Origin of the sequence: Actinomadura syzygii (genome assembly GCF_008085905.1) — a bacterium.
In the GTDB taxonomy this organism is placed as follows: Bacteria; Actinomycetota; Actinomycetes; order Streptosporangiales; family Streptosporangiaceae; genus Spirillospora; species Spirillospora syzygii.
This window is the reverse complement of sequence record NZ_VSFF01000007.1, coordinates 191,786-213,625: the sequence shown is the minus strand read 5'-3', so window position 1 is coordinate 213,625 and position 21,840 is coordinate 191,786. Positions and strand designations below refer to the sequence as shown.

The window sequence follows — 21,840 nt, the reverse complement described above, 5'->3', positions numbered from 1 at the left end:
CCCCGGAACGGCGTGACCGGGGACAGGACGCGGATCACCGGGAGCGGGGAAGGACGCACCTGGAGTCCAGGCCGAGCACGTGGTTCAGCCGGCCGAACGCGAGCCAGGAGCCGACGCACATCGTCAGCTCCACGATCTCGCGCTGGTCGTAGTGCGCGGTCATCCGCTCCCAGAACTCCTCGTCCAGCGCGTGGTGGTCGAGGGCGTACCGCTCGGCGTACTCGGCGGCGAGGCGGGTTCGCTCATCGAACGCACCAGTGGTACGCCACTCGGCCACCGCGTCCGCGAAGCCCTCCTCGACCTTCCGCCCGTCGCGCTCGGTGCGCCAGTCGAGGCAGAACAGGCACCCGTTGAGCTGCGCGACGCGCAGCCGGGCCGCCTCGAACTCGCGCAGCCCGAGCGTCGTGTGCTCGTACACGGCGAGGGACAGGTTCGCCGCCGCCGGGCCGATGCCGGGCACCATCTCGCCCCACACGTAGCCGATCGGATCCTTGCCGTCCGGGACGTCGATGTTCATCCGGCCTCCCTCCCGAGCTTTCCGGCGGCGGGACGCAACGGGACGTCGAGCGCGTCGTAGAGCCCCGGTTCGGCGTCCACCAGCCAGTCGATCGCGCCGACGAGCCGTCCGGCCGCCGTCGCGTTGCCGCCCGCCGCGCGGTTGCCGCCCTCGTCGGTCGCCTCGACGGTGACCTCGATGCGCGGCGCGCCCCCGATGATCACGCGGTGCGCGCCGTCCCCGTCCGGCGGGGACGGCCAGTCGGGCGCGCAGGACGGGTCGATCCGCGTGACGTGCTCGATCACGATGCGCGGTTCGCCGCCGACGATCCCCTGCACCTCGAACCGGAGCGCGCCCTGCGTCCCCTTCTCGAACTCGCCCATGGCGGCGGTGGCCACGGCGGCGTCCAGCGGACGGCGTTCGACGGTCTCGCGGATCTCGTCCAGTTCGGCGCCGAGCGCCCGCGCCATCAGCCGGATCTGCCCGCCCCACACCATCGTCGGGACGGACGGCGCGACCATCGGCGGCTCGTAGTCCATCGGCTGCCCCATGCCGACCAGGTACCGGACGGCGTCCGGCTGGTCGTAGGCCGAGTAGTCGAAGATCTCCTGGCAGCGGATCGCGTCCACGACGCCGCCGAGCCCGCTGACCAGCAGCGGCAGGACGTCATTGCCCCAGCCCGGGTCGATGCCCGACACGAACAGCGAGCCGCCGCCTTCGGCGACCGCGTCCAGTACCGCCCGCCGCGTCTCGGGCGGGGCGCCGCGCTGGTCGTAGAGCGCGTACAGGGCGGGCGTGACGACGACCGCCCCGACCCGGATCGCGGACACGACGTCGGCGAGCGCGTCGTCGGGCCGGATGTCGCCGGACGCCGCGTACACCACGGCCTGCGGACGCTCCGCCAGCACCGCCCCGACGTCGCCGGTCGCCGGGACGCCGAGGTCGCGGCCGAGGCCCGCGAGGTCGCCCGCGTCGCGTCCGACCTTGCCCGGATCATGGACGATCACCCCCGCGAGCCGCAGCGCCGGATGCGCCGCCACGGCGCGGATCGCGGCCCGTCCGACATTGCCGGTGCCCCAGACGATCACGGAGATCATGGCCGGAACGTAACAGAGTTTCGCGTCCTAGCCAAGCAAATGCTTGGTAGCCGCATGTGGACATGAGTTACTTTCACGTAACCCCGTGACGCGCCCGTCCGCGCGGAGGTAGAACCCGTTTCAATCTCATCCCGAATGAGGGAGGTCACATGACTGACTCCACCACTGGCGGGTTGTCGCGGCGAAGGTTCCTCGCTGGAACCGGTTCTATCGTCGGGCTCGGCATGCTGGGCCTGCCGGAACGCGCTGCGGCGGCCGCGGGCGCCGCGGGCCCGATCGGCGACGGCGCCCGCGTCCCGGCACTGATCATCGGCACCGGCTACGGCGGCTCGGTCGCCGCGCTCCGGCTCGCCCAGGCGGGCGTCGACGTGCACATGGTCGAGATGGGCATGGCCTGGGACGCCCCCGGCCCGGACGGCAAGCTCTTCCCCAACACCCGGACGCCCGACTACCGCTCCTACTGGCTCCGCACCCGCACCAAGCAGCCGATCAGCAACTTCCTGGGCTTCCCGCTCGACAAGGACGTCCCGCGCTACACCGGCATCCTCGACGCCGAGGACTTCGGCGGCATCCTCGTCTACCAGGGGCGCGGCGTCGGCGGCGGCTCGCTCGTCAACGGCGGGATGGCCGTGACGCCGAAGCGGTCGCGGTTCGGGGCCGTCCTGCCGTCCGTCGACGCGGACGAGATGTACGGCGTCTACTACCCGCGCGCCAACGCCGGGCTCGGCGTCAACGAGATCGACCGGGCCTGGTTCGACACCACCGACTGCTACCAGTACGCCCGCGTCGGACGGAAGCACGCCCAGCGCTCCGGGTTCGAGTTCGTCTACGTCCCGAACGTGTACGACTTCGACTACATGAAGCGTGAGGCGGCGGGAACCGTCCCGCAGTCGGCGCTCGCGGCCGAGATCCTGTACGGCAACAACTACGGCAAGAAGTCCTTGCAGAAGACTTACCTGGCCCAGGCGAAGGCCACCGGACGGGTCGCGATCTCGCCGCTGCACAAGGTGACGTCGGTGTCGCCCGCGTCCAACGGCGGGTACACGGTCGTGATCGACCAGCTCGACACGTCCGGAGCCGTCACCGCCACCAAGACCGTCACCGCGGACAGGGTGTTCTTCGCGGCGGGCAGCGTCGGCACCAGCAAACTGCTCGTCCAGATGAAGGCGACCGGGGGGCTTCCCAACCTGAACGGCGAGATCGGCAAGGGCTGGGGCGACAACGGCAACGTCATGTGCGGCCGGGCCAACCACCTCTGGGACCCGACCGGCAAGGTCCAGTCGGCCATGCCGACCGGCGGGATCGACAACTGGGACGCGGGCGGCGCGTTCGCCGAGGTCGCGCCGATCCCCACCGGAATCGAGACCTACGCCTCGTTCTACCTGTCGATCACGAACACCCCGCACCGCGCCGAGTTCGCCTGGAACGCGGCGGCCGGACGCGTCGACCTGAACTGGCAGACCGCCTGGAAGCAGGCCAGCGTCGACCGGGCCAAGACCATCTTCGACAAGATCAACCAGAAGGAGGGCACGATCTACCGCACCGACCTCTTCGGCGCGTACAAGATCTGGGGCGACCACCTCACCTACCACCCGCTCGGCGGGGCCGTCCTCAACAGGGCCACCGACAACTACGGCCGCCTGCGCGGGCATCCCGGCCTCTACGCCATCGACGGATCGCTCATCCCCGGTAACACCAGCGTCAACCCGTTCGTCACCATCACGGCACTCGCCGAACGGAACATCGAGGAGGTCATCGCCACCGACCTGTGACCGCGGGCGGGGGCTCGGGCACCGGTCGCGGGCGGGTGCGGCCGGTGCCCGGCGAATGGCTCCCGCCTGCCGGGGAAACGGCTTCCCATGGAGATACCCCGGACGATCGTGATCACCGGGCACTTCCCACCGGAGCCGGGCGGGGTGCAGACGTTCACCTGGGAACTCGTGCGCAGGCTGCCCGCCGACCGGCTGCTCGTGATCGCGCCCGCCCGGCCGGGGGCCGCCCGGTTCGACGCCCGGCTCGACTTCCCGGTCGTCCGGCGGCACGCCTACCTGCTGTTCCGCGGACTGCGGCGGCTCACCGCCCGGCACCGCGCCGAAGCCGCCTGGATCACCGCCGCCGCGCCGTTCGGCATGTACGCGCCCTTCGCGAAGCTCGCGGGGCTCCCCCGTCTGATCGGCTCCACGCACGGGCAGGAGATCGGCTGGTTCCGCGCCGCGCCGACCCGCGCCGCGCTGCGCGCCGTGGCGCCCGCGTTCGACGCCCTCACCTTCCTCAGCGCCGGGACGCGCGCGGAGCTGGCCCGCGTCCTCGGCGACCGGACCCGCCTCGTCCAGCTCGCCGGGGCCGTCGACCCGGTCCGGTTTCGGCCGGGCCTGGACGGCGCCCCGGTCCGGCGGCGGCACGGGCTCGGGGACGGCCCCGTCGTGCTGAGCGTGTCGCGGCTCGTCCGGCGCAAGGGCCACGACCGGCTGCTGGACGCCTGGCCGGACGTCGTCCAACGGCGCCCGGACGCCCGGCTCGTCATCGTCGGCGACGGCCCGACCCGCGCCCGCCTCACCGACCAGGCGGCCCGCACGGCGCCCGGCACGGTCACGATCACCGGCCCGGTGTCCCCCGCCGACCTGCCGCGCTACTACGCCGCAGCCGACGTGTTCGTCCTGCCGTGCCGGGACGAGCGCGGCGGCCTCCAGGTCGAGGGCCTCGGGCTGTCGGTGCTGGAGGCGTCGGCGGCCGGGCTCCCGGTCGTCGTCGGACGCTCCGGGGGCAGCCCCGAATCCGTCCAGGACGGGCGGACCGGCGTCCTGCTCGACGCGGCGCGGCCGGACGCGCTCTCCGGCGTCCTGCACGAGCTGCTCTCCGACCCGGACCGGGCCCGCGCCCTCGGCGCGAACGGCCGCCGCTGGGTGTGCGAGCAGTGGAGCTGGGACCGCGCCGCCGCCCGCCTCGCCGCCCTGCTGCGCGGCGCACCACCCGTCGAGCCGCCACGGCCCTGGGACGCGGCACGGGGGGTCGAGCCCGCATGGGACTCAAGGACCAGCTGAACCGCCGCGACTTCCGGCGGCTTATGCTGGGCCAGACCGTCTCCTCCCTCGGCGACTGGATGGGGACGCTCGCCCTCATGTACTTCGTCCTGGAACTGAGCGAGTCCACCACGGCGGTCGGCGGCGTCCTCGTGCTGCGGCTGCTGCCGTCCGCGCTCGGCGCCCCGCTCGCCGCGCGGGTCGTCACCCGGTGGCGGCGGCGGAGCGTGATGCTGACGTCCGACCTGATCCGCGTCGGGATGGCGGTGGCGCTGCCCGTCCTGCCCCACCTCTGGTGGGTCTACTTCTGGGCGTTCGCGATCGAGGTCGTCGGCCTGTGCTTCCTGCCCGCCCGCGACGCCGCCATCCCCTGGCTCATCGAGGGCCCCGACCAGGACGAGCACGACACCGGCACGCTGGAGGTCGCCAACGGCATCACGATGGCCACGTCCTACGGCATGATCCCGGTCGGCGCGGGCGCGTTCGGCCTCATCCTCTGGCTGTCGAACAACGCCGGCTGGGAGGGCCACTGGCGCTACGTCGTCGTGTTCTGGCTGGACGCGCTGACCTACCTCGTCTCCTATTTCGCGATCCGCTCCATTCCCGACCTCGGCCCGCGGCGCGGCGAACGCTGGTCGACCGAGCAGGACGAGCCGAAGCAGGGCGGATTCCTGGACGCGCTCCGCCTGCCCGTGGTGCGCGGCGTCCTCCCCGGCGTCGCGGTCGTCGCGCTCGGACTCGGCGCGCTGTTCTCACTCGGCGTGGTGTTCGTGCAGGACGTCGTCCACGCGGGCCCGATCGGCTTCGGCGTCCTCGTCGCCCTGTTCGGGGTCGGGGCGGTGAGCGGGCTGGTGATCGTCCGCAAGGGCGACTGGCACCTCATGACGCAGATCCGCACGGCCACCGCGATCCAGGGCGTCACGATCGCCATGATGGGCATCATCGCGTCGCTGACCTGGTCGTTCGTCGGCGCCGTCCTGTTCGGCGGCGCCGCCACCGCCGCCCTCGTCGGCGGCATCACCTACATGCAGGAAAGCCTCGACGGCTACCGCCGCAACCTGGCTTTGACGGCCTTCCACGCCACCCTCCGCTTCGGCCTGGCCTTGGCCGCCCTCGTCTCGGGCGCCGCCTCCGACGCCCTCGAAGAATGGAACGTGAGCCCCCTGGGCGTAACCCCACCCCGCCTGGTCCTAGCCCTATCCGGCCTAGTGGTGATAGCCGGAACATTCTTGATCCGCAACGAAAGCGTCCCCGGCTCGCCCCGCGACGCCGACCCTCCGAGCTCTTGATCGTCTCTCCTCAAGACGCTTGCAAGAATGTCCATAACGGTCACCCAAAAGGCCGCAGCATGATCGCCCCACGCCTGAAAAACATCGCGGCGGAAGCGGTACCGCCGCCTGGCGATTTGATCGCAAATGCGAGGGACGCGCGGGTCTGCCGACGATAAAGTTCGGTACCGAGCATGGACGGTACAGACGTTTCCGGCAGGCTCGCCGATCCGGGCGGAAGGTGCCGGTCAAGGAGGACGCATGCATCCCCCCGCCTGGTCCGACCCGCCGTTCACGCCCCTTGAGGCCGGCGACCCGCCGGACATCGGCGGCTACCGGGTGCTGGCCCGGCTGGGCGCGGGCGGGATGGGGCGCGTCTACCTGGCCACCACGCAGAGCGGACGGCGGCTGGCCGTCAAGGTCATCCGCCCGGAGTTCGCCGACGACCCCGAGTTCCGCCGCCGGTTCGGCCAGGAGGTCACCGCGGCGCAGCGGGTGCAGAGCCGCTACACGGCGGCCGTCATCGACGCGCAGGTGGACGGTCCACGCCCGTGGATGGCGACGGCGTACGTGCCCGGCCCCTCGCTCGCGCAGGCCGTGACGGCGAACGGCCCGATGCCGGAGGAGACCGTCCGGGCGCTGCTCACCGGCATGGCCGAGGCGCTCCAGGCGATCCACGGCTCCCGGGTCGTGCATCGCGACTTGAAGCCGTCCAACGTGCTGCTCGCCGGGGACGGCCCGCGCGTCATCGACTTCGGCATCGCCCGCGCCGCCGACACCACGCCGCTCACCCGGACCGGGATGCGCATCGGATCACCGCAGTTCATGGCCCCCGAGCAGGCCCTCGGCCGCGACTGCACGACGGCCGTCGACTACTTCGCCCTCGGCAGCGTGATCTTCTTCGCGGCCACCGGCCGCACCCCGTTCGGCGACGGCCCCGACACCGCCGTCCTGTTCCGCATCGCGCACGAGGAGCCGAACCTGGACGGCTGCCCGGAGTCGCTCCGCGACCTGCTCCGGCGCTGCCTCGACAAGGACCCGGAAGCCCGTCCGAACGCCACCGCGATCCGCGCCGAACTGACCGCCGACGCCGACGCGGACGCGCCGTCCGCCGGATGGCTCCCGGACGACGTAACCCGCCGCCTCCCCGCCTACGCCACCACCCCTCCCCCACCACCCCATCCCGGCACGGCCCCGCACATGGCGACGGCCGGGACGACGCCCATAGGCGCGCCGCCACGCCCGTACCCCGGCCCGCCTCCTGGACGTGTGTTCCCCGTCCCGCCTCCGGGCTCCCCAATCTCGCCGGGACCCCGCCCGCCCGCGTCCTCCGGCTCAGCCGCTACCAAGATCGTCATCGGCGGGGTGGCCGCGCTGCTCCTCTTCGCGCTGATCATCACCGTCGGGGTCACCGCGGCACACAGAAGCAGAAGCGAGCGGCAGCCCCCACTCGGCGCGGCCCCATCCGGCGCCGCCACGAACAGCGGCGGTGGCACGAACAGCGGCGGTGGCACGGAGGACGGCAAAGGCATAGGCAGCCAACTCGGCCACTACACCAGCATCAACCTGAGCAGCGGCTACTCGGTGACCTTCGCCGACGACCCCAAGCACCCCACGGACAAGGTAGGAGAGAGCGATCTTTCCTACGACGGCTACGCCATCAACGCGAACAAACTGTCAGTGCTGCCTCCGGGCCAGTCCGGCAACTACGCGAACTGCCTCGACAACACCCGCTACGCCTCCCGCCTCGGCTCGGAATACTTGATCAAAGGCAAGCTGATCTGCGCCACCACCGATAGCGGCCTGGTCGGCCTCATCAAGATAAAGGAGACGGGCTCCGAGCCCACCTCCTACATCATGTTCGACCTGACGGTCTACCAGGGCACCCCACCAACCCCAGGCAACTGATCCATCGGCGGCTCGGACACAACCGTGCCGCCGCCAACGGCCCCGGTGTACTACCGGTCGTACTGTCCACCCCGGATGCCGCTCACCAACTCCCCGAAGGCCGCGCGCCCGAACGCCAGTACCGGACCATCCGGATCCTTCGAGTCCCGAACGCCCACGACCAAGGGAAGTGCGGCAACCTCGACGCAGTTGCCCCCTGAAGAGTCGCTGTACGTACTCTTGCGCCAGTTTTTGGACGACGAGCGGGGGGTGCTCACGTGCCCTCCATGAGGGTCTGTATCCGTGCGGCGGATTCGTTCGCCGACAACGCCTCAGATCTTGCCACATTGAACAGGACGGCAAGGCTGAGGACCGCGGCCGGGTCAGCGAGCATCTGGCCATTTCCACCCGCACCCTCGATGTAGGCGAGATCGACCGACTTCTCGAAGGTGAGAACTTGGAATCCGGTCTCGAAGACGCAAGCGCAAGCTGGAAGTACCTGGATCGCTATATTTGGCAGTTGAGCCAAATCCAATAGGCGCTTGCACTGCCCGGCGCGAACCTCCGGCGGGACGTCCCGGAGAACGGACTCTGTGCCGCCTCCTTTTCAGCGTCCATCAACGGCCGAAAACCGGTCGGGATGAGGCCGCGCTTCCGAGCCTCCTGGAGCCTGTCCCACATGCGGCGGAACGTACCGCCAGCCTCGAAGAAGGTGTCGAGGTCGTCGGCGAGGCCCTCGGATGGCGGCTTTTCGTAGGTCTCGACCTTCGCGATCCATTGCGGAGTGCAGCCCAGCGCCGCGGCGAGGGGAACCCGACCCGTGAACGATCAAGAACGCGCATGTCTTCAGGAGCAATATCCCGGTTGGCACATCCGCCGTCCGCCGACGATGGAATGCCTCATCGCCACTCGCCTCGGCCGTCCGCTCACGCGGAGAGAGCTGTATTTCGGCATGAGGGCGACCCTCATCGAGGACTCGTACGAGCTGCTCAGCGAGGCGCTGGCCGCCCAGCGCAAGATCGAGGAGAACCTGTGATCTCCGCTCTCGTGATCATAGGGCTGGCCCTGCTGACCGGCATCGCGGCGTGGGCACTGGTCTTCTTCGTCGGCCTGGCCGTCTCCGAGACGGGCTACGTGGGCAGACACCGCTGAACTCCCGGAGCGGCCGCCGCGTGCGGTGGCTCTCCCCCGCCCCAGGAAGAGCAGGCCGCCGCGCCCCCTGGACGGCGGCCGCTCCGGGTCTTTTCGGCCCTGCCCGTGAATGCTCGTACGGTAGCGGCGAAGTCTGGGTCTTTGGCCGTCTGAGCTGGCCCTACCTGGCCCTGGGGACGCATTTCCCGAGATGGACGGGAAGCGTAGGGTGGAGTCGTCGTTGACGACGGGTGATCGCATGTCGGAGAACCAGCATGATGACGCCGCCCAAGGCATCCGCTCCACCATGTCGGGACGAGCCGGTGACGTCGTACAAGCCCGAGATATCCGTGGCGACATACATTTCCACTACGGACGCGGGACGCATTCCGCGCCGTGGCAGCTCCCCCGCGGCGTCAGGGTCTTCGTCAACCGCCTGGACGACATGGAACGGCTGGACGAGCTGGTCGCCGCGCGGCGGACCGGGCTGAGGACCGGCGCCGGAACGGTCGTCTACGTGATCGCCGGAACGGCGGGAGTGGGAAAGACGTCGTTGGCCCTGCATTGGGCGCACGGCGTCCGCGAAGAATTCCCGGATGGGCAGCTTTATATCGATCTTCGCGGATATGATCCGGGCCTTCCCGTGCTGCCCGGCCAGGCGCTGGAGCGCTTTCTGATCGCGCTCGGCGTTCCCGCGTCGGCCGTCCCGAACGACGTGGAGGCCAAGTCCAGCCTGTACCGGTCGATTCTCGCGGATCGGCGAATGCTCGTCATTCTCGACAATGCCGGAACGACGGCGCAGGTCAGGCCGCTGGTCCCGGGCACCGGGCCCAGCCTGGCGATCGTGACGAGCCGCAGCAGGCTGTCGGGCCTCCTCGTCCGGGACGGCGCGCAGCGCACGATCCTCGGCACGCTCACCGAGCGGGAGTCGGTCGCCCTGCTCACCGAGACCACGGCGGGTTACCGGACCGGTGACGACCCGGCGGACATCGCCGAACTGGCCCGGCTGTGCGCCCACCTTCCCCTGGCGCTGCGCATCGCGGCGGAGCGCGCGGCCAGCCGTCCCGGCATGCCGCTCGGCGAGCTGATCGCGGACCTGCGGGACGAGTCGTCGCTCTGGGACGCGCTGTCCACGGGCGACGAGGGCGAGGCCGACGCGGTCCGGACGGTCTTCGCGTGGTCCTACCGCGCGCTCCCGGCGGACGCGGCCCGGCTGTTCTGCCTCCTGGGCCTGCACCCCGGGGGCGACTTCGGCGTGACGGCGGCGATGGTGCTGGCAGGTCCCGAGGATGACCGGGTCCGCACCTCCCTCGACGTCCTCACCGGCGCGTATCTGCTGGAAAGCGGGACGCCGGGCCGCTACCGGTTCCACGACCTGCTGCGCGCCTACGCGGTGGACAGGGCCGGAGCCGAGATCCCGCAGCCGGAGCAACTGGAGGCGGTCGAGCGGGTGTGCGCCTGGTACCTGCACTGCGCGTACCAGTGCGTCCTCCTGATCTCCCATGACACGACGCTGCTGTTCGCGGTCGAGCCGTCGCCGGACTTCCCGCCGGTCCCCTTCACCGACCGGGACCAGGCCGCCCGGTGGTATGCCGAGGAGAAGCTGAACCTGGTGGGCGCGGTGCGGGCCGCGTCCGAGACCGAGCGGCTGGACCTCGCCTGGAAGCTGACGGCGGTACTGGAGCGGATCTACGCGACCTACAACCATTTCCAGGATTGGCAGGTCACGTCCCTCGCGGGTCTGGACGCGGTGCGGCGGCTCGGCGATCTGGAGGGCGAGGCGGTCCTGCGCGACGGTCTCGGCCGTCTCTGCCGGATGACGCTGCGGCTGGACGAGGCCGCCCGCCACCACCGGGCGGCGATCGCGATCCACCGGGAGCTGGGCGACCGGCTCAGCACGGTGAAGGCGCTCAACGGGCTCGGCTGGGTGGAGCTGTTCGCGCACCGTCCGGAGCGGGCCCGCGCGGAGCTGGAGGAAGCGCTGTCGATCGTCCGGTACCTGGACGATCCGAGATGGTCGGCGACCGTCCGCTACAGCCTCGGCTACGCACTCCTCCAACTGGACCGGCCCGACGAGGCGCGGGGACTCCTCACCGAGGCGCTTGGCTCCTTCCGCGCGCTCGACGACCGCCTGTACGAGTCGATGGTCCTCACCGGGTTCAGCCTGCTGCGGCGGAGGCGGGGCGAGCCGGACGGGGCCCTGTCCGCGGCGGCCGCCGCGGTGGCGATCGCGCGGGAGATGGACAACCCGCTGTGGGAGGGCACGGCCCTGCTCTACCTGGGCAAGGCGCAGCTCGCCGCCGGACTGCCCGAGGACGCGCTCGGCTCCACCCAGCGCGCCGCCGTGATCTTCCGCCGGGAGGGCGATCCGAGCCGCGAGGCGATGGCCCTGGACGGCACGGGCCGCGCCTACCTCGCGCTGGCCAGGCCGTCCGACGCCGCCGACTTCCACCGGCGGGCGGCCGCCGTCCATCAGCAGGTCGGGGACCGGTGGAAGCGCGCGAAGAGCCTCGCCCACCTGGCGGACGCCTCGTCGGCGTCCGACGACGGCACCGGCGCGGAGGAGGCGGCGCGGTACCGGCGGGAGGCCCTGACGATCCTGGCCGACTACGACGACGTGCTGTCGGCGGCACTCCGGGACGCCCTCAGCGCGGCCCTGGGGCAGTCGACGGGCGGCGAGTAGATCAATCGACCGCGACGGCCGTCACCACTGGAACTCGCCGAGAAGCTCGCGGGTCTCGGCGTCCCCGCTACGCGCCAGTTCCACCGTCAGCGGACGCTCGGCCGCCACTCCACGCCCCACGTCCGACCTCACCCACGACGGGACGAACCCGAGCAGCAGCAGCCGCCGATATCCGGCGTCCGCCTTGGACGGGACGGTCCGGTGCCACAAGTTGGCGTGGATGAGCACCGCGTCACCCGGCTCGAAGTAGAGCTCGACCTGTCCGGGCCGGTCGCTCTGGTCACCGAGGGGTATCCGCAGGTCGCCCCTGCTGTGCGACCCGGGGATGAGGCAGAGGGCCCCTTCCCGTTCGGTGATGTGGTCAAGGTAAAGGAGGCAGTGGATCTGGTGCGGGTGGCTGAACAGGGCGGGCACGGGATCGGGGATCACCGGCAGGTGCGCGTGCCAGGGCACCGAGACGCCCGGACGGCCCGCGTGGTTCAGCCGGGCCTCCAGGTCGATCCAGACCTGCGGGCCGAGCAGGGTCCGCGCGATGGAGAGCGGGGGCTCGAAGCGGAGCAGCGGATGGAACACCGGGTCCTTGTCGAGCAGCGACCGGATGTAGATGCTGTCGCCGGGGAGGCTCTCGGCCTCGGGCCTGTCGGCCTCGGACTCGGCGAGCCGCAGCACGGCCTCCGCGAGGGCGCCGGCGGTCTCGCGGTCGAGCACGCCCCGGAGGACCAGGTAGCCGGAGCCGACGAGACCGTCCAGTTCCTCCGGGGTCGCGGTGGTCTCGACGGTCCGGCGGGGATACCCGGCCGCCTGGTCGTTGATCACGAACTCGGTGCTCAGGTGCCGCCCGTCGTCGGACCGGCGCATGCGTCCACCTCCGCGGGGACGGAACCGTGGCGGGACGTCCGGCCCGGCACCGGCAGGTCGGCGCCGCGGATCGCCGCCAGGAGCTCGGCGAGCGGGAAGGACCGGGCGTGGAACTCCCGCCAGGCGGTCCGTGCCTGCTCCAGCCGCGCCGGGGCCTCGTTCCGGTTGACGTACAGCAAGCGGCCGTCGTCGTCGTAGCTCAGGTCGACCACGATCTCGTCGTCGAAGATCCAGGTGTCGGTGAACGGGCCGTCGGGGACGTCGTCGCGGAATATGAACCGGATGTCCTCGCCCGCGGCGCCGTTGACCGCGTAGTACCAGTCGATCTCGAATTGGAGGTACGGCGTGAGGACGCGGTCGATGATGTGGACCCGGCCCATGTACTTCCCGCCGGCGACGCATTCACGGATGTTCTGCGCCCATTCCTCGTTCCGTCCCGGCGGGAGCGGCGCCCCGGCCAGGTAGTGTTCGAAATTCTCGCGCTCGTCGTCCACGCGGTAGACGGGGAGCGTCTCGATGCGGCTCGCGGACTCCCGGAATTCGGTGAATAAACGGCCGAACTGATCCATGTTGAGAATGATGATAGATCTCCCGAACTGAGGGCGGATCCGCCGTCGGGCACCGTCATCCGGCGGCGAGCGCGCGCTCCAGGATGTAGCGCGGGATCTCCACCGCCCCTTCTCCGGGCGGCAGCACGAGCTCCGCCCTCTCCGGGTCGACGACGAATCCCTGCACCACGATCGTGCCGTTGTCCGTCTCGTACACCGCGGGGCACGGCCCGTTCCCGCAGCCGGATCCCCCGATCAGCCTGAGCGCCATGACGTGGACCTTCACCTTGCCTTTTTTATTTGTTCGCAGTTATATAACGAGTTCCATGAACGAGTCAAGCGATAGCGGAATTGGGGTATCAGAGATTCTCGGCGACCACTGACCTGATCGCGGATTTCATGTGGCCATAATCCGCCATGTCCAATCTCATCTGACACAGTGGTCAATAATCACCATACTTGATATCTGTGCTCGGCAATCTCTACTCATGAAAGGATCAGCGTCACGCGACCCATCGAAATGCGGCGGCCGCCGAAGCGGCACGTCCGGGTGCGCGGGAGGAGTGGCCCGCGGATCGCCGGGCATGATCCCGGCCGGACCGCCTCGCGGAGCGGACTGGAAGGATGGGGGCATGGATTTCAGGTTGGAGCTTGTGGCGGTGCCGGTTTCGGATGTGGATCGGGCCAAGGCGTTCTATGTCGACAAGGTCGGGTTCAATGCGGATCACGACCATCAGGTGAACGAGCAGATCCGGTTCGTGCAGTTGACGCCGCCGGGGTCGGCTTGCTCGATCGCCATCGGGACGGGGCTTGAGCCCGACATGGCGCCCGGGTCGTTGAAGGGGCTGCAGCTCGTCGTCGCCGACGCGGACGCGGCGCGGGCGGAGCTGGCCGGGCGGGGGGTCGAGGTGAGCGACGTCCACGAGTATCCGTGGGGGCGGTTCGTGTACTTCACCGACCCTGACGGCAACAAGTGGAACATCCAGCAGATCGTCTGACCCGCCGACGTTAACCGCCGCCTTATCCCTGGTCTGCGGCAATGGGACGATGCGGATACTCGTGGCCGAGGACGAGCGGTTCCTCGCCGATCTGGTGGCCGAGGGACTGCGCAAGCGCGCGATGGCCGTGGACGTCGCCTACGACGGGGCGGGGGCGCTGGAGCGGCTCGCGGTCAACGAGTACGACGTCCTCGTGCTCGACCGCGACCTGCCGCACGTGCACGGCGACGAGATCTGCCGGGAGCTGGCGCAGCGCGGGGAGAACGTGCGCATCCTGATGCTGACCGCGTCGGGCGCGGTGCACGACCGGGTCTCGGGGCTGAACCTCGGGGCGGACGACTACCTGGCCAAGCCGTTCGCGTTCGACGAGCTGGTCGCGCGGATCGGGGCGCTTGCGCGGCGGAACGTCCCGCCGCTGCCGCCGGTGCTGGAGCACGGCGGGATCACGCTCGACACGGCGCGGCGGCAGGCCCGGCGGGACGGCCACGACCTGCGGCTGTCCCGCAAGGAGTACGCCGTGCTGGAGGTGCTCATGCAGGCGCGCGGCACGGTCGTCAGCACGGAGACGCTGCTGGAGCGGGCCTGGGACGAGCACACCGACCCGTTCACCACCGTCGTGAAGGTGACCATGAGCAAGCTCCGGTCGAAGCTCGGCGAACCGGCCGTGATCGTGACCGTCCCCGGGCACGGGTACCGGCTGTGAGGTCGCCCAGGCAGGCGGTGCGCGGGTCGGTGCGGGCCCGGATGACGCTGCTCTACGGCGGGCTGTTCACCGTGATCACGCTGAGCGTCCTCGGGGCCGTCGTGTGGATCCAGAAGCGGATCCTGGACGACCAGGTGTCGGACGGGCCCTTCATCATCCCGGCCCGGGACGTCCCGTGCGACCAGCGGGGCGCGGGGCCGCCGTGCTCGGAGGTCCCCTTCGATCCGGTCGGCCGCGACATGCCCAAAAGGCCCGTCCCGCCGGACGCGCCCCTCCCGCCGGACGCGCTCGGCCCGCGGGACGGGACGGGGCGGGACGTCGTCGGCCCGAAGGAGTTCCACGACAGCCTGGCGGGCTCGCAGCGGCTGGTCACCCTGGTCGCCATCGCGGTGATCATCGTGCTGGCGTTCGCGGTGAGCTGGTGGCTCACCGGACGGCTGCTGCGGCCGCTGACCCGGATCACCGCGACCGCCCGCCTCCTGTCGCTGTCGACGCTGCACGAGCGCATCGCGCTGACCGGCCCCGACGACGAGCTGAAGGAGCTCGCCGACACCTTCGACGCCATGCTCGACCGGCTGGAACAGGCGATCGACAGCCAGCGCCGGTTCGTCGCGAACGCCTCGCACGAGCTGCGGACGCCCCTCGCCATCCAGCGGACGGCGATCGAGGTCGGCCTCGCCGACCCCGATCCGGCGCGGCTCGCCGAGGTCCGGGACGAGATGCTGCGCAACACGCGCCGGTCGGAGCGGCTGATCGAGGGGCTGCTCGTCCTCGCGCAGGGCGAGCGCGGCCTCGACGCGCGGGCCCCCGTGGACCTCGCGTCGGTGGCCGAGCAGGTCGTCGACGACCACGCGGCGCTCGCCGCGCGGGGCGGCGTGTCCGTGTCCGTGTCCGCGGACGTCCGGCCGGTGACGGTCGCGGGCGACGAGGTGCTGCTCACCCGGATGGCCGCGAACCTGGTGCAGAACGCGATCCGGCACAACCATCCCGGCGGGCGGGTCGAGGTGGAGGTGTCGGCGGACGGCGGGCTCACCGTCCGCAACACCGGGCCGCAGGTCCCGCCCGAGCGGGTGCACGAGCTGTTCGAGCCGTTCCGCCGCCTGCACGCCGACCGGACCGGGTCGGCGGACGGCGCCGGGCTGGGGCTGTCGATCGTCGCGGCGATCGTCCACGCGCACGGCGGGACCGTGCGGGCCACGGCGGGTGCGGACGGCGGCCTCACCGTCGCCGTGGCCCTCCCGGTCAGCGCGCCGGTTCCCGCGCGGTGAGGGTCACTCGCTGCGCAGGACGGTCGCGGTCCGGACGGCGGCGGCGCGCACGGCGGGCGGCCACGCGCCGAGGACGGCGACCGCGAGCCCGACGCAGGCGGGCAGGAGCAGCAGCGCCCAGCCGTAGACGTGGATCCACGGCGCGGCCATCCCGCTGCCGAGCAGGTCGCCGGTCAGCTCGACGACGCCGTGGTGCGCGAGCACCCCGAGCGGGACGCCGATCGCGCCGCCCGCGACCCCGAGCGCGGCCATGGACGTCACCATCATCAGCACGACCCGCCGCGGCGGCATCCCGACGGCCTTCAGCACGCCGAGGTCCCGGGCCCGCTCCCGCGCGCCGAGCAGCACGCTGTTGAGCACGCCGAGCGCCGCCGCCGTGCAGATGATCAGCGAGAACACCAGGAACAGGCCGCTGAACAGGGCGCGGTCCGCGAGGTCGGGCGCGGCCGTCTCGGCGAACAGCCCGGCCGACGCCCCCGTCTTGTTGAGCTGCGCGGCATACGCGGCCGGGTCGGTCCCGTCCTTCACGATCACCAGAAGCAGCGGCGGTTCGGGCCTGCCCTTCGCGGCGGGCAGGGACGCGGCGTCGAGCATGAACCGGTCGGTGTCGGGGTGCGAGAACGCGCCGACGATCTTGAGCGTGAGCCGCGTCCCGTCCACCTGGACGGAGAGGGGATCGCCGACGTGCAGGCCCTGGAGCCGCATGAACGCCTCGCTCGGCACGACCTCGCCCGGACCGGTGAACCACCGCCCGCGAACGAGGTTGTCCCCGAGGAACGGCCGGTAGTCCCCGCTGTAGGTCTCGGCCGACGCCCCCGTGGCGAGCCCCGGCACCCGCATCGGCCGCTGAACGGACGCCGTCACGTGCGCGGTGCCCGGCTGGGCCCGCACCGTCGCGGCCAGCCGGTCGGCGGACATGCTCCCCGCCGGGTTCCGCGGGTCGACGCCGACCCGCACCGACGTGCGGCTCTCGGTGTCCGCCGTCATGATCTTGGTGACGGTCTGGTGCAGCCCGAGCCCCATGGTCACCGCGGTCACGCCGAGGCAGAGCCCGGCGAGCGTGACCGCCGCCCTGGCCGGACGCGCGACCGGCAGGCCGAGGCCGAGCCCGACCGGCAGGGGCAGCCGCGTCCGGACGAGCCACCGCTGCACCCGCCGCCCGCGGCCGCGGCGCGACACCGTCCCGGCGCTGATCGCCTGGACGGCCGGGAGCCGTCCGGCCCGCAGCGCCGGGACCAGCGCGGCGAGCGCCGCGAGCGCGAGCACCCCGCCGCCCGCCGCCGCCTCCAGCGGCAGCGACACTCCCCCCGCGGACGGCAACTCGAAGTTCTCGGACAGGTTCGCCACCATCCTCCCGGCGAGCAGATGCCCGACCGCGAGCCCCACCGCGCACCCGGCCGCCGTCGGGACGGCGACCATCCCGACGTACACCGACGTCACCTGCCCGGGTGTGAAGCCGAGCGCCTTCATGACGCCGATGTGCCGGAACCCGGAGATCACCGCCCCGCTGACGACGTTGCCGATGATGAACACCGACACCGTCAGCGCGAGGATCCCGAACACCGTGATGAACGGGACGAGCTGGTTGAACCTGCCTTCGAACTCCCGCTTGGCGGTCATGTACGAGTCGTAGCCGCGCACCGGCAGCCCGGCCGCCGCCGCGTTCAGGCTCCGCCGCACCTCCGCCGGGTCCCCGGCCCGCGCGAACCGGTACTCCATCAGGAACCCGTCCGGGCGCAGCGCGGCGACCTGCGCGGGCGTGACCCAGCCGTCCACTCCGCCCGTCGCCGAGACGGCGAACCCGACGACGGTCAGCTCCGGACGTCCCGGCGAGGTCACCTTGCCGCCGAGCCGGAACGGCCCCATCGGCTTGCCCCGCAGGACGATCTCGCCCGGTCCCCGGACCCAGCGCCCGGCGGTGAGGCTGAGCCGGTCCACCGGGCCGCCGGGGTCGGCGCGTCCCGCGACGGTGAGGCCCTCGGACTGCATCGGGACTTCGGACGGGCCGTCCGGACGGGCGAGCGTCACCGTCCGGAACGGGCCCGCCGCCGCGGTCACGCCCGAGCCGTGCGCCGTCGCCGCGACCTGCGCCTCCGTCGTCCTCGCCGCGTCGAAGTCCGCCGCCGCGTGCGCGCCGCGCGCTTTGGCGAAGGCGTCGTCGAACATCGAGTGCGACGCCGACAGCAGGCCGAGCCCGAACACCAGCGTCGCGGTGGCCAGCGCGACCACCAGCCCGATGCTGCCCGTCTGCATCCTGCGCCGCCGGACGCCCGCCCGCGAGGCGGCCCACACCGCGCTCACCGGACGCCCCATGATCCGCCCCGCTCCAGCTCCGCCTCGCGGACGATCCGTCCGTCCACGAACTCGACGACCCGGGTCGCGCACCGCGTGGCGAGCGCCTCGTCATGGGTGACGAGCAGCAGCGTCTGCCCCTTGCGGTTGAGGTCGAGCAGCAGTTCGGCGACCTGCTCGCCGGTCGCGCTGTCGAGCGCGCCGGTCGGCTCGTCCGCGAGCAGCAGCGCCGGACGGTTCATCAGCGCCCGCGCCACCCCGACCCGCTGCCGCTCCCCGCCGCTCAGCACGGCCGGGTAGGCGTCCCGCCGGTCGGCGAGGCCGAGCTCCTCCAGCAGCTCCGCCGCCCGCGCCCGCGCCTTGCGCGCCGGGACCCCGACGAGCCGCCCGGCGAGCGCCACGTTGTCGAGCGCGGGCAGGTCGTCGAGCAGGTTGAAGAACTGGAACACCATCCCGACCCGGCGCCGCCGGAACCGCGCGAGCGCCGCCTCGCCCATCCCGGACACGTCGTCGCCCCCGACCACGACCTTCCCGGAACTCGGCTTGTCCAGCCCGGCGACCATGTTGAGCAGCGTCGACTTCCCACTGCCCGAGGGCCCCATGACGGCCACGGCCTCCCCGGCCCGCACGCTCAGCGACACCCCGTCCAGCGCCGCGACCCCGCCATACGTCTTCCGCACGACCTCAAGCCGCACGACCATTTCCGCTTCTTGTATCTCCACGCGCCCAAACCTGACACCGGAGAGGTTTCGCCCCGGTGACCATTGACCGTCGCGCTCGCGGGGGCGTCAGCGGAGGGCGGTGAAGAACGCGCGGAGGTCGTCGGCGAGGAGGTCGGGTTCCTCCTGCGCGGAATGGTGCCCGCCCTTTTCGTAGGTGTTCCACTGCACGATGGCGCTGTGGTCGCGTTCGGCGAGCGGACGGATGGAGGGGAAGAAGTCGTCGGCGAAACAGGCCACGCCCAGCGGCGCCGATGACGGCCCGGCGGGTGGACCGCCGCCGTGGTAGCCGACCAGGGCCGAACTGCCGGCGGTGTCGGTCAGCCAGTAGACGGTGGCGTTGGTGAGGATGTAGTCGTCGCTCACCGCGCCGCCGAACAGTTGCAGGTTCCAGGCGAGCTGCCCGGCCGGGGAGTCGGCGAGCGCGTGCGCCAGGGTCTGCGGCTGGGTGGACTGGAGGCCGAGGTAGGCGCCCCGCTCCGTCATGAAGCGTTCCAGGACGGCCAGTCTCGCCCGGTCGTCCGGTCCCAGCCGGGCGCGCTCGGCCGGGTCGCCGGACGGCAGCGAGAAGACCTGGGTGACGTGCACCGCGACGACGCGGTCCGGGACCAGGCGGCCGAGCTCGATGGAGATCAGCGAGCCGACGTCGTTGCCGTGCGCGCCGTACCGCTCGTAACCGAGCCGGCGCATCAGCTCCGCCCACGCCGCGGCGACGCGGCGGCGGTCCCAGCCCGGCTCGCGCGGCGCGCCGGAGAACCCGAAGCCGGGCACCGAGGGGACGACGAGGTGGAAGGCGTCGTTCAGCCGGTCGATCAGCGGCAGGAACTCCACCACCGACATCGGCCAGCCGTGGGTGAGGATGAGCGGCAGGGCGTCCGGCCGGGGCGACCTGACGTGCAGGAAGTGCACGTCGAGCCCGTCGATCTCCGTCACGAACTGCGGGTGGACGTTGATCCGCCGCTCCCAGGCGCGCCAGTCGTAGCCGTCCCGCCAGTACTCGACCAGGCGCCGGACGCGGTCGGCGGGCACGCCGAGCCCGTCACCGGGCAGCGGGCGGGTGAAGCGGGTCGCGGCCAGCCGGGCCGCCAGGTCGTCGAGGCTCTCCTGCCGGACCGCCACCCGGTACGGGCGCGTCATGACCGGGCCACCTCGTCCAGCAGCCGGGCCAGCGGCTCCGGCTCGGTGATCATCGGCCAGTGCCCGGCGTCGAGCGCGACCACGTCGGCGCCCGGCGGACGCGGCGGGTCGCCCGGGTCGCCCGCGCAGGCGATGTAGGTGCGGGGCAGCCCCCGCACCGCGCCGAGGTCGGCGGGCGCCGGATCCTGGTAGGTGCCGATCGGCTGGCCGACGCCGCGTGCGCGCAGCCAGGCCCGGTCCTCGGGGGTGAGCCCGTGCTCGCCGAAGTTCGCGTCGAGGACCTCGTCGCTCATCACGGGGATCCGCCCGTCCCGGACGGTCTCCATGATCGCGTCGACGACGGGCGCGGGCGTGGCGTCGAACAGGCTCCGTCCCGGCTCGGGAAGCACCGCGGCGAGGTAGACCAGCCGGGCGATCCGCTCGGGGATCGCGCCGGCGGCGATGGTGGCCGGGGCCCCGGCGTAGGAGTGCGCCACGAGCACCACCTCGCGCAGGCCCGCGTACTCGATCGCGGCGGTGATGTCGCGGGCGTGGGTGGTGAGCGTCGTGTCCGGCGAGCCCAGGTGCGCGCGGTCGCCGAAACCGGTGAGCGTCAGCGGATGCACCTGGTGGCCGTACGCGGTCAGCGGCGGCGCGACCCGCTCCCAGGCCCACGCGCCGAGGAACGAACCGCCGACGAGAACGATGGTCGACACCGGGTCGTCTCCTTTCGATAGATCTCCTGACGGCCCGAGGCTAGGGAGCATTGTGGACGTTTTCTGCCCTGATTAGGATGGCGGTCGTGTCCCGTCCCGCGGCCCGCGTCCTCGCACTGCTGGAGATCCTGCAAGACCGCGGCCTGGTGCCCGCCGACGAACTGGCCAGGCGGCTGGACGTCGACGCCCGTGCCGTCCGCCGCTACGTCACCGCACTGCGCGACATGGACATCCCCGTCGAGTCCGTCCGCGGACGCTACGGCGGCTACCGGCTGGCCCGCGGCGTGCGCCTCCCGCCGCTGATGCTCGCCGACGACGAGGCGGTCGCCGTCGCGGTCGCGCTGGCCACCGGCCGGCAGCGCGAAGAGGCGGGCGAGCCCGGCCCGACCGACCGGGCGCTGGTCAAGCTCAACCGCGTCCTTCCCGCGCACCTGCGCCGACGGGTCGCCGCGCTGATCGCCGCCACCTCGGCGACGGCGGGACCGCTGACCCCCGAACCGCAGCTGGCGCTGACGCTGGCGGCGGCCGTCCACACGCGGCACACCGTCCGGATCGAGCACGCCCGCGGCGCGCGCGAGGTGGACCCCTACGGGCTCGTCGTGCACGCCCGCCGCTGGTACCTGGTCGGACACGACCGGCTCCGCGCCGCCGTCCGCATGTACCGCCTGGACAGGATCAGCGGCGCCGCCGAACTGCCCGGCCGGTTCACCCCGCCGGAGGACTTCGACCCGGTCACCCACGTCCTGCGCGCGCTGACGCTCGGCGCCTGGACCCACCGCACCGAGGTATGGCTCGACACCGACCTGCGGACCGCCCGCGACCGCCTGCCGTCCACCTTCGGCGACCTGCGCGCCTGCCCCGACGGCGGCGTGCTCCTGGTGAGCGGCGCGGAGAACCTGCCCGGCATGGCGCGCATCCTCAGCGGCCTGCCCTGGCCCTTCACCGTCCGCAGCCCACCCGAACTGGTCACCGCCCTCGCCGACCACGTCGCCGCACTCACCCGGGCCGTCTCCCGCTCCCACCCGTAGCGGGTTGGGCGC

Annotated in this window: 20 protein-coding genes and 1 pseudogene; 10 read left to right on the top strand and 11 right to left on the bottom strand. The window is 72.0% G+C overall.

All coding sequences use genetic code 11. From position 1 onward, the window contains the following. Nucleotides 1-34: 34 nt before the first annotated feature. Nucleotides 35-517: a carboxymuconolactone decarboxylase family protein gene (locus FXF65_RS18850; protein ID WP_148351278.1), complete on the bottom strand. Its 483-nt coding sequence runs from the start codon at nucleotides 515-517 to the stop codon at nucleotides 35-37. Continuing rightward, a complete protein-coding gene (locus tag FXF65_RS18845) occupies nucleotides 514-1,593 on the bottom strand; it encodes an NAD(P)H-dependent amine dehydrogenase family protein (protein WP_148351277.1) in 1,080 nt (359 codons plus the stop codon). The genes FXF65_RS18850 and FXF65_RS18845 overlap by 4 nt, the downstream gene beginning before the upstream one ends. 149 nt (nucleotides 1,594-1,742) lie before the next feature. Between FXF65_RS18845 and FXF65_RS18840 the strand changes: the two genes are divergently transcribed. The 4 genes from FXF65_RS18840 (at nucleotide 1,743) to FXF65_RS18825 (ending at nucleotide 7,789) form a co-directional block, all read left to right on the top strand. Then, the gene (locus FXF65_RS18840) at nucleotides 1,743-3,365 is read left to right on the top strand and encodes a GMC oxidoreductase (protein WP_148351276.1); all 1,623 of its coding nucleotides are present in this window, start codon (nucleotides 1,743-1,745) and stop codon (nucleotides 3,363-3,365) included. Nucleotides 3,366-3,452: 87 nt separating this feature from the next. Then, a complete protein-coding gene (locus FXF65_RS18835; protein WP_222868635.1) occupies nucleotides 3,453-4,634 on the top strand; it encodes a glycosyltransferase family 4 protein in 1,182 nt (393 codons plus the stop codon). Further along, a complete protein-coding gene (locus tag FXF65_RS18830; protein ID WP_148351275.1) occupies nucleotides 4,613-5,902 on the top strand; it encodes an MFS transporter in 1,290 nt (429 codons plus the stop codon). Before FXF65_RS18835 ends, FXF65_RS18830 begins: the two co-directional genes overlap by 22 nt. Before the next feature lie 240 nt (nucleotides 5,903-6,142). Next, a complete protein-coding gene (locus FXF65_RS18825; protein ID WP_148351274.1) occupies nucleotides 6,143-7,789 on the top strand; it encodes a serine/threonine-protein kinase in 1,647 nt (548 codons plus the stop codon). Nucleotides 7,790-7,839: 50 nt separating this feature from the next. Here the strand turns inward: FXF65_RS18825 and FXF65_RS18820 are convergent, their stop codons facing one another. Together FXF65_RS18820 and FXF65_RS46265 are read right to left on the bottom strand one after the other, a co-directional pair. Beyond that, nucleotides 7,840-8,046, bottom strand: coding sequence for a DUF397 domain-containing protein (locus FXF65_RS18820; RefSeq protein WP_148351273.1), 207 nt, complete (start codon nucleotides 8,044-8,046; stop codon nucleotides 7,840-7,842). Continuing rightward, a pseudogene (locus FXF65_RS46265) lies at nucleotides 8,043-8,348 on the bottom strand (Scr1 family TA system antitoxin-like transcriptional regulator); the annotation flags it as partial. The pseudogene FXF65_RS46265 and the gene FXF65_RS18820, both read right to left, overlap by 4 nt. Before the next feature lie 240 nt (nucleotides 8,349-8,588). On the opposite strand from FXF65_RS46265, the gene FXF65_RS18815 reads away from it, so the two are divergent. Both FXF65_RS18815 and FXF65_RS18810 read left to right on the top strand, forming a co-directional pair. Beyond that, complete coding sequence (locus FXF65_RS18815; RefSeq protein WP_148351272.1) at nucleotides 8,589-8,804, top strand: hypothetical protein; 216 nt, start codon at nucleotides 8,589-8,591, stop codon at nucleotides 8,802-8,804. A 336-nt stretch (nucleotides 8,805-9,140) separates the two neighbouring features. Beyond that, the gene (locus tag FXF65_RS18810) at nucleotides 9,141-11,582 is read left to right on the top strand and encodes an ATP-binding protein (protein WP_222868634.1); all 2,442 of its coding nucleotides are present in this window, start codon (nucleotides 9,141-9,143) and stop codon (nucleotides 11,580-11,582) included. Nucleotides 11,583-11,603: 21 nt separating this feature from the next. Here FXF65_RS18810 and FXF65_RS18805 read toward each other — a convergent pair whose 3' ends face one another. Genes FXF65_RS18805 through FXF65_RS18800 form a run of 3 tightly spaced genes read right to left on the bottom strand, consistent with a single transcriptional unit; the run spans nucleotide 11,604 to nucleotide 13,274 of the window. Next, complete coding sequence (locus tag FXF65_RS18805; RefSeq protein WP_187412382.1) at nucleotides 11,604-12,440, bottom strand: phytanoyl-CoA dioxygenase family protein; 837 nt, start codon at nucleotides 12,438-12,440, stop codon at nucleotides 11,604-11,606. Continuing rightward, nucleotides 12,410-13,009, bottom strand: coding sequence for a DUF6879 family protein (locus FXF65_RS43815; protein ID WP_187412381.1), 600 nt, complete (start codon nucleotides 13,007-13,009; stop codon nucleotides 12,410-12,412). Before FXF65_RS43815 ends, FXF65_RS18805 begins: the two co-directional genes overlap by 31 nt. A gap of 55 nt (nucleotides 13,010-13,064) precedes the next feature. Then, nucleotides 13,065-13,274: a hypothetical protein gene (locus FXF65_RS18800; protein ID WP_246198925.1), complete on the bottom strand. Its 210-nt coding sequence runs from the start codon at nucleotides 13,272-13,274 to the stop codon at nucleotides 13,065-13,067. A gap of 346 nt (nucleotides 13,275-13,620) precedes the next feature. Between FXF65_RS18800 and FXF65_RS18795 the strand changes: the two genes are divergently transcribed. The 3 genes from FXF65_RS18795 to FXF65_RS18785 are packed head-to-tail and all read left to right on the top strand — an operon-like array spanning nucleotide 13,621 to nucleotide 15,957. Next, nucleotides 13,621-13,986 carry a glyoxalase superfamily protein gene (locus FXF65_RS18795; protein WP_148351270.1) on the top strand — a complete coding sequence of 122 codons (366 nt, stop codon included), beginning with the start codon at nucleotides 13,621-13,623 and terminating at the stop codon, nucleotides 13,984-13,986. Nucleotides 13,987-14,035: 49 nt separating this feature from the next. After that, nucleotides 14,036-14,689, top strand: a complete 654-nt coding sequence (locus FXF65_RS18790; protein ID WP_148351269.1) for a response regulator transcription factor — start codon at nucleotides 14,036-14,038, stop codon at nucleotides 14,687-14,689. Next, a complete protein-coding gene (locus FXF65_RS18785; protein WP_246198924.1) occupies nucleotides 14,686-15,957 on the top strand; it encodes a sensor histidine kinase in 1,272 nt (423 codons plus the stop codon). The genes FXF65_RS18790 and FXF65_RS18785 overlap by 4 nt, the downstream gene beginning before the upstream one ends. Before the next feature lie 3 nt (nucleotides 15,958-15,960). Here the strand turns inward: FXF65_RS18785 and FXF65_RS18780 are convergent, their stop codons facing one another. From FXF65_RS18780 to FXF65_RS18765, 4 genes are all read right to left on the bottom strand, one after another. Continuing rightward, nucleotides 15,961-18,258, bottom strand: coding sequence for an ABC transporter permease (locus FXF65_RS18780; RefSeq protein WP_222868633.1), 2,298 nt, complete (start codon nucleotides 18,256-18,258; stop codon nucleotides 15,961-15,963). Beyond that, entirely contained in the window at nucleotides 18,255-18,971 is a 717-nt protein-coding gene (locus tag FXF65_RS18775) for an ABC transporter ATP-binding protein (protein WP_246198922.1), read from the bottom strand. The genes FXF65_RS18780 and FXF65_RS18775 overlap by 4 nt, the downstream gene beginning before the upstream one ends. A 66-nt stretch (nucleotides 18,972-19,037) precedes the next feature. Then, on the bottom strand, nucleotides 19,038-20,105 hold the full coding sequence (locus tag FXF65_RS18770) for an epoxide hydrolase family protein (RefSeq protein ID WP_148351267.1): 1,068 nt from the start codon (nucleotides 20,103-20,105) through the stop codon (nucleotides 19,038-19,040). Continuing rightward, a complete protein-coding gene (locus tag FXF65_RS18765) occupies nucleotides 20,102-20,800 on the bottom strand; it encodes an alpha/beta fold hydrolase (RefSeq protein ID WP_187412380.1) in 699 nt (232 codons plus the stop codon). The genes FXF65_RS18770 and FXF65_RS18765 overlap by 4 nt, the downstream gene beginning before the upstream one ends. 86 nt (nucleotides 20,801-20,886) lie before the next feature. On the opposite strand from FXF65_RS18765, the gene FXF65_RS18760 reads away from it, so the two are divergent. Next, nucleotides 20,887-21,828 carry a helix-turn-helix transcriptional regulator gene (locus FXF65_RS18760; RefSeq protein ID WP_148351265.1) on the top strand — a complete coding sequence of 314 codons (942 nt, stop codon included), beginning with the start codon at nucleotides 20,887-20,889 and terminating at the stop codon, nucleotides 21,826-21,828. Nucleotides 21,829-21,840: the final 12 nt, after the last annotated feature.

What these genes read in the sequence shown, in the direction of transcription:
- FXF65_RS18805 (WP_187412382.1), bottom strand. Translation starts at nt 12,440, where the DNA reads ATGCGCCGGTCCGACGACGGGCGGCACCTGAGCACCGAGTTCGTGATC.
- FXF65_RS18850 (WP_148351278.1), bottom strand. Translation starts at nt 517, where the DNA reads ATGAACATCGACGTCCCGGACGGCAAGGATCCGATCGGCTACGTGTGG.
- FXF65_RS18825 (WP_148351274.1), top strand. Translation starts at nt 6,143, where the DNA reads ATGCATCCCCCCGCCTGGTCCGACCCGCCGTTCACGCCCCTTGAGGCC.
- FXF65_RS18790 (WP_148351269.1), top strand. Translation starts at nt 14,036, where the DNA reads ATGCGGATACTCGTGGCCGAGGACGAGCGGTTCCTCGCCGATCTGGTG.
- FXF65_RS18830 (WP_148351275.1), top strand. Translation starts at nt 4,613, where the DNA reads ATGGGACTCAAGGACCAGCTGAACCGCCGCGACTTCCGGCGGCTTATG.
- FXF65_RS43815 (WP_187412381.1), bottom strand. Translation starts at nt 13,009, where the DNA reads ATGGATCAGTTCGGCCGTTTATTCACCGAATTCCGGGAGTCCGCGAGC.
- FXF65_RS18835 (WP_222868635.1), top strand. Translation starts at nt 3,453, where the DNA reads ATGGAGATACCCCGGACGATCGTGATCACCGGGCACTTCCCACCGGAG.
- FXF65_RS18845 (WP_148351277.1), bottom strand. Translation starts at nt 1,593, where the DNA reads ATGATCTCCGTGATCGTCTGGGGCACCGGCAATGTCGGACGGGCCGCG.
- FXF65_RS18770 (WP_148351267.1), bottom strand. Translation starts at nt 20,105, where the DNA reads ATGACGCGCCCGTACCGGGTGGCGGTCCGGCAGGAGAGCCTCGACGAC.
- FXF65_RS18795 (WP_148351270.1), top strand. Translation starts at nt 13,621, where the DNA reads ATGGATTTCAGGTTGGAGCTTGTGGCGGTGCCGGTTTCGGATGTGGAT.
- FXF65_RS18840 (WP_148351276.1), top strand. Translation starts at nt 1,743, where the DNA reads ATGACTGACTCCACCACTGGCGGGTTGTCGCGGCGAAGGTTCCTCGCT.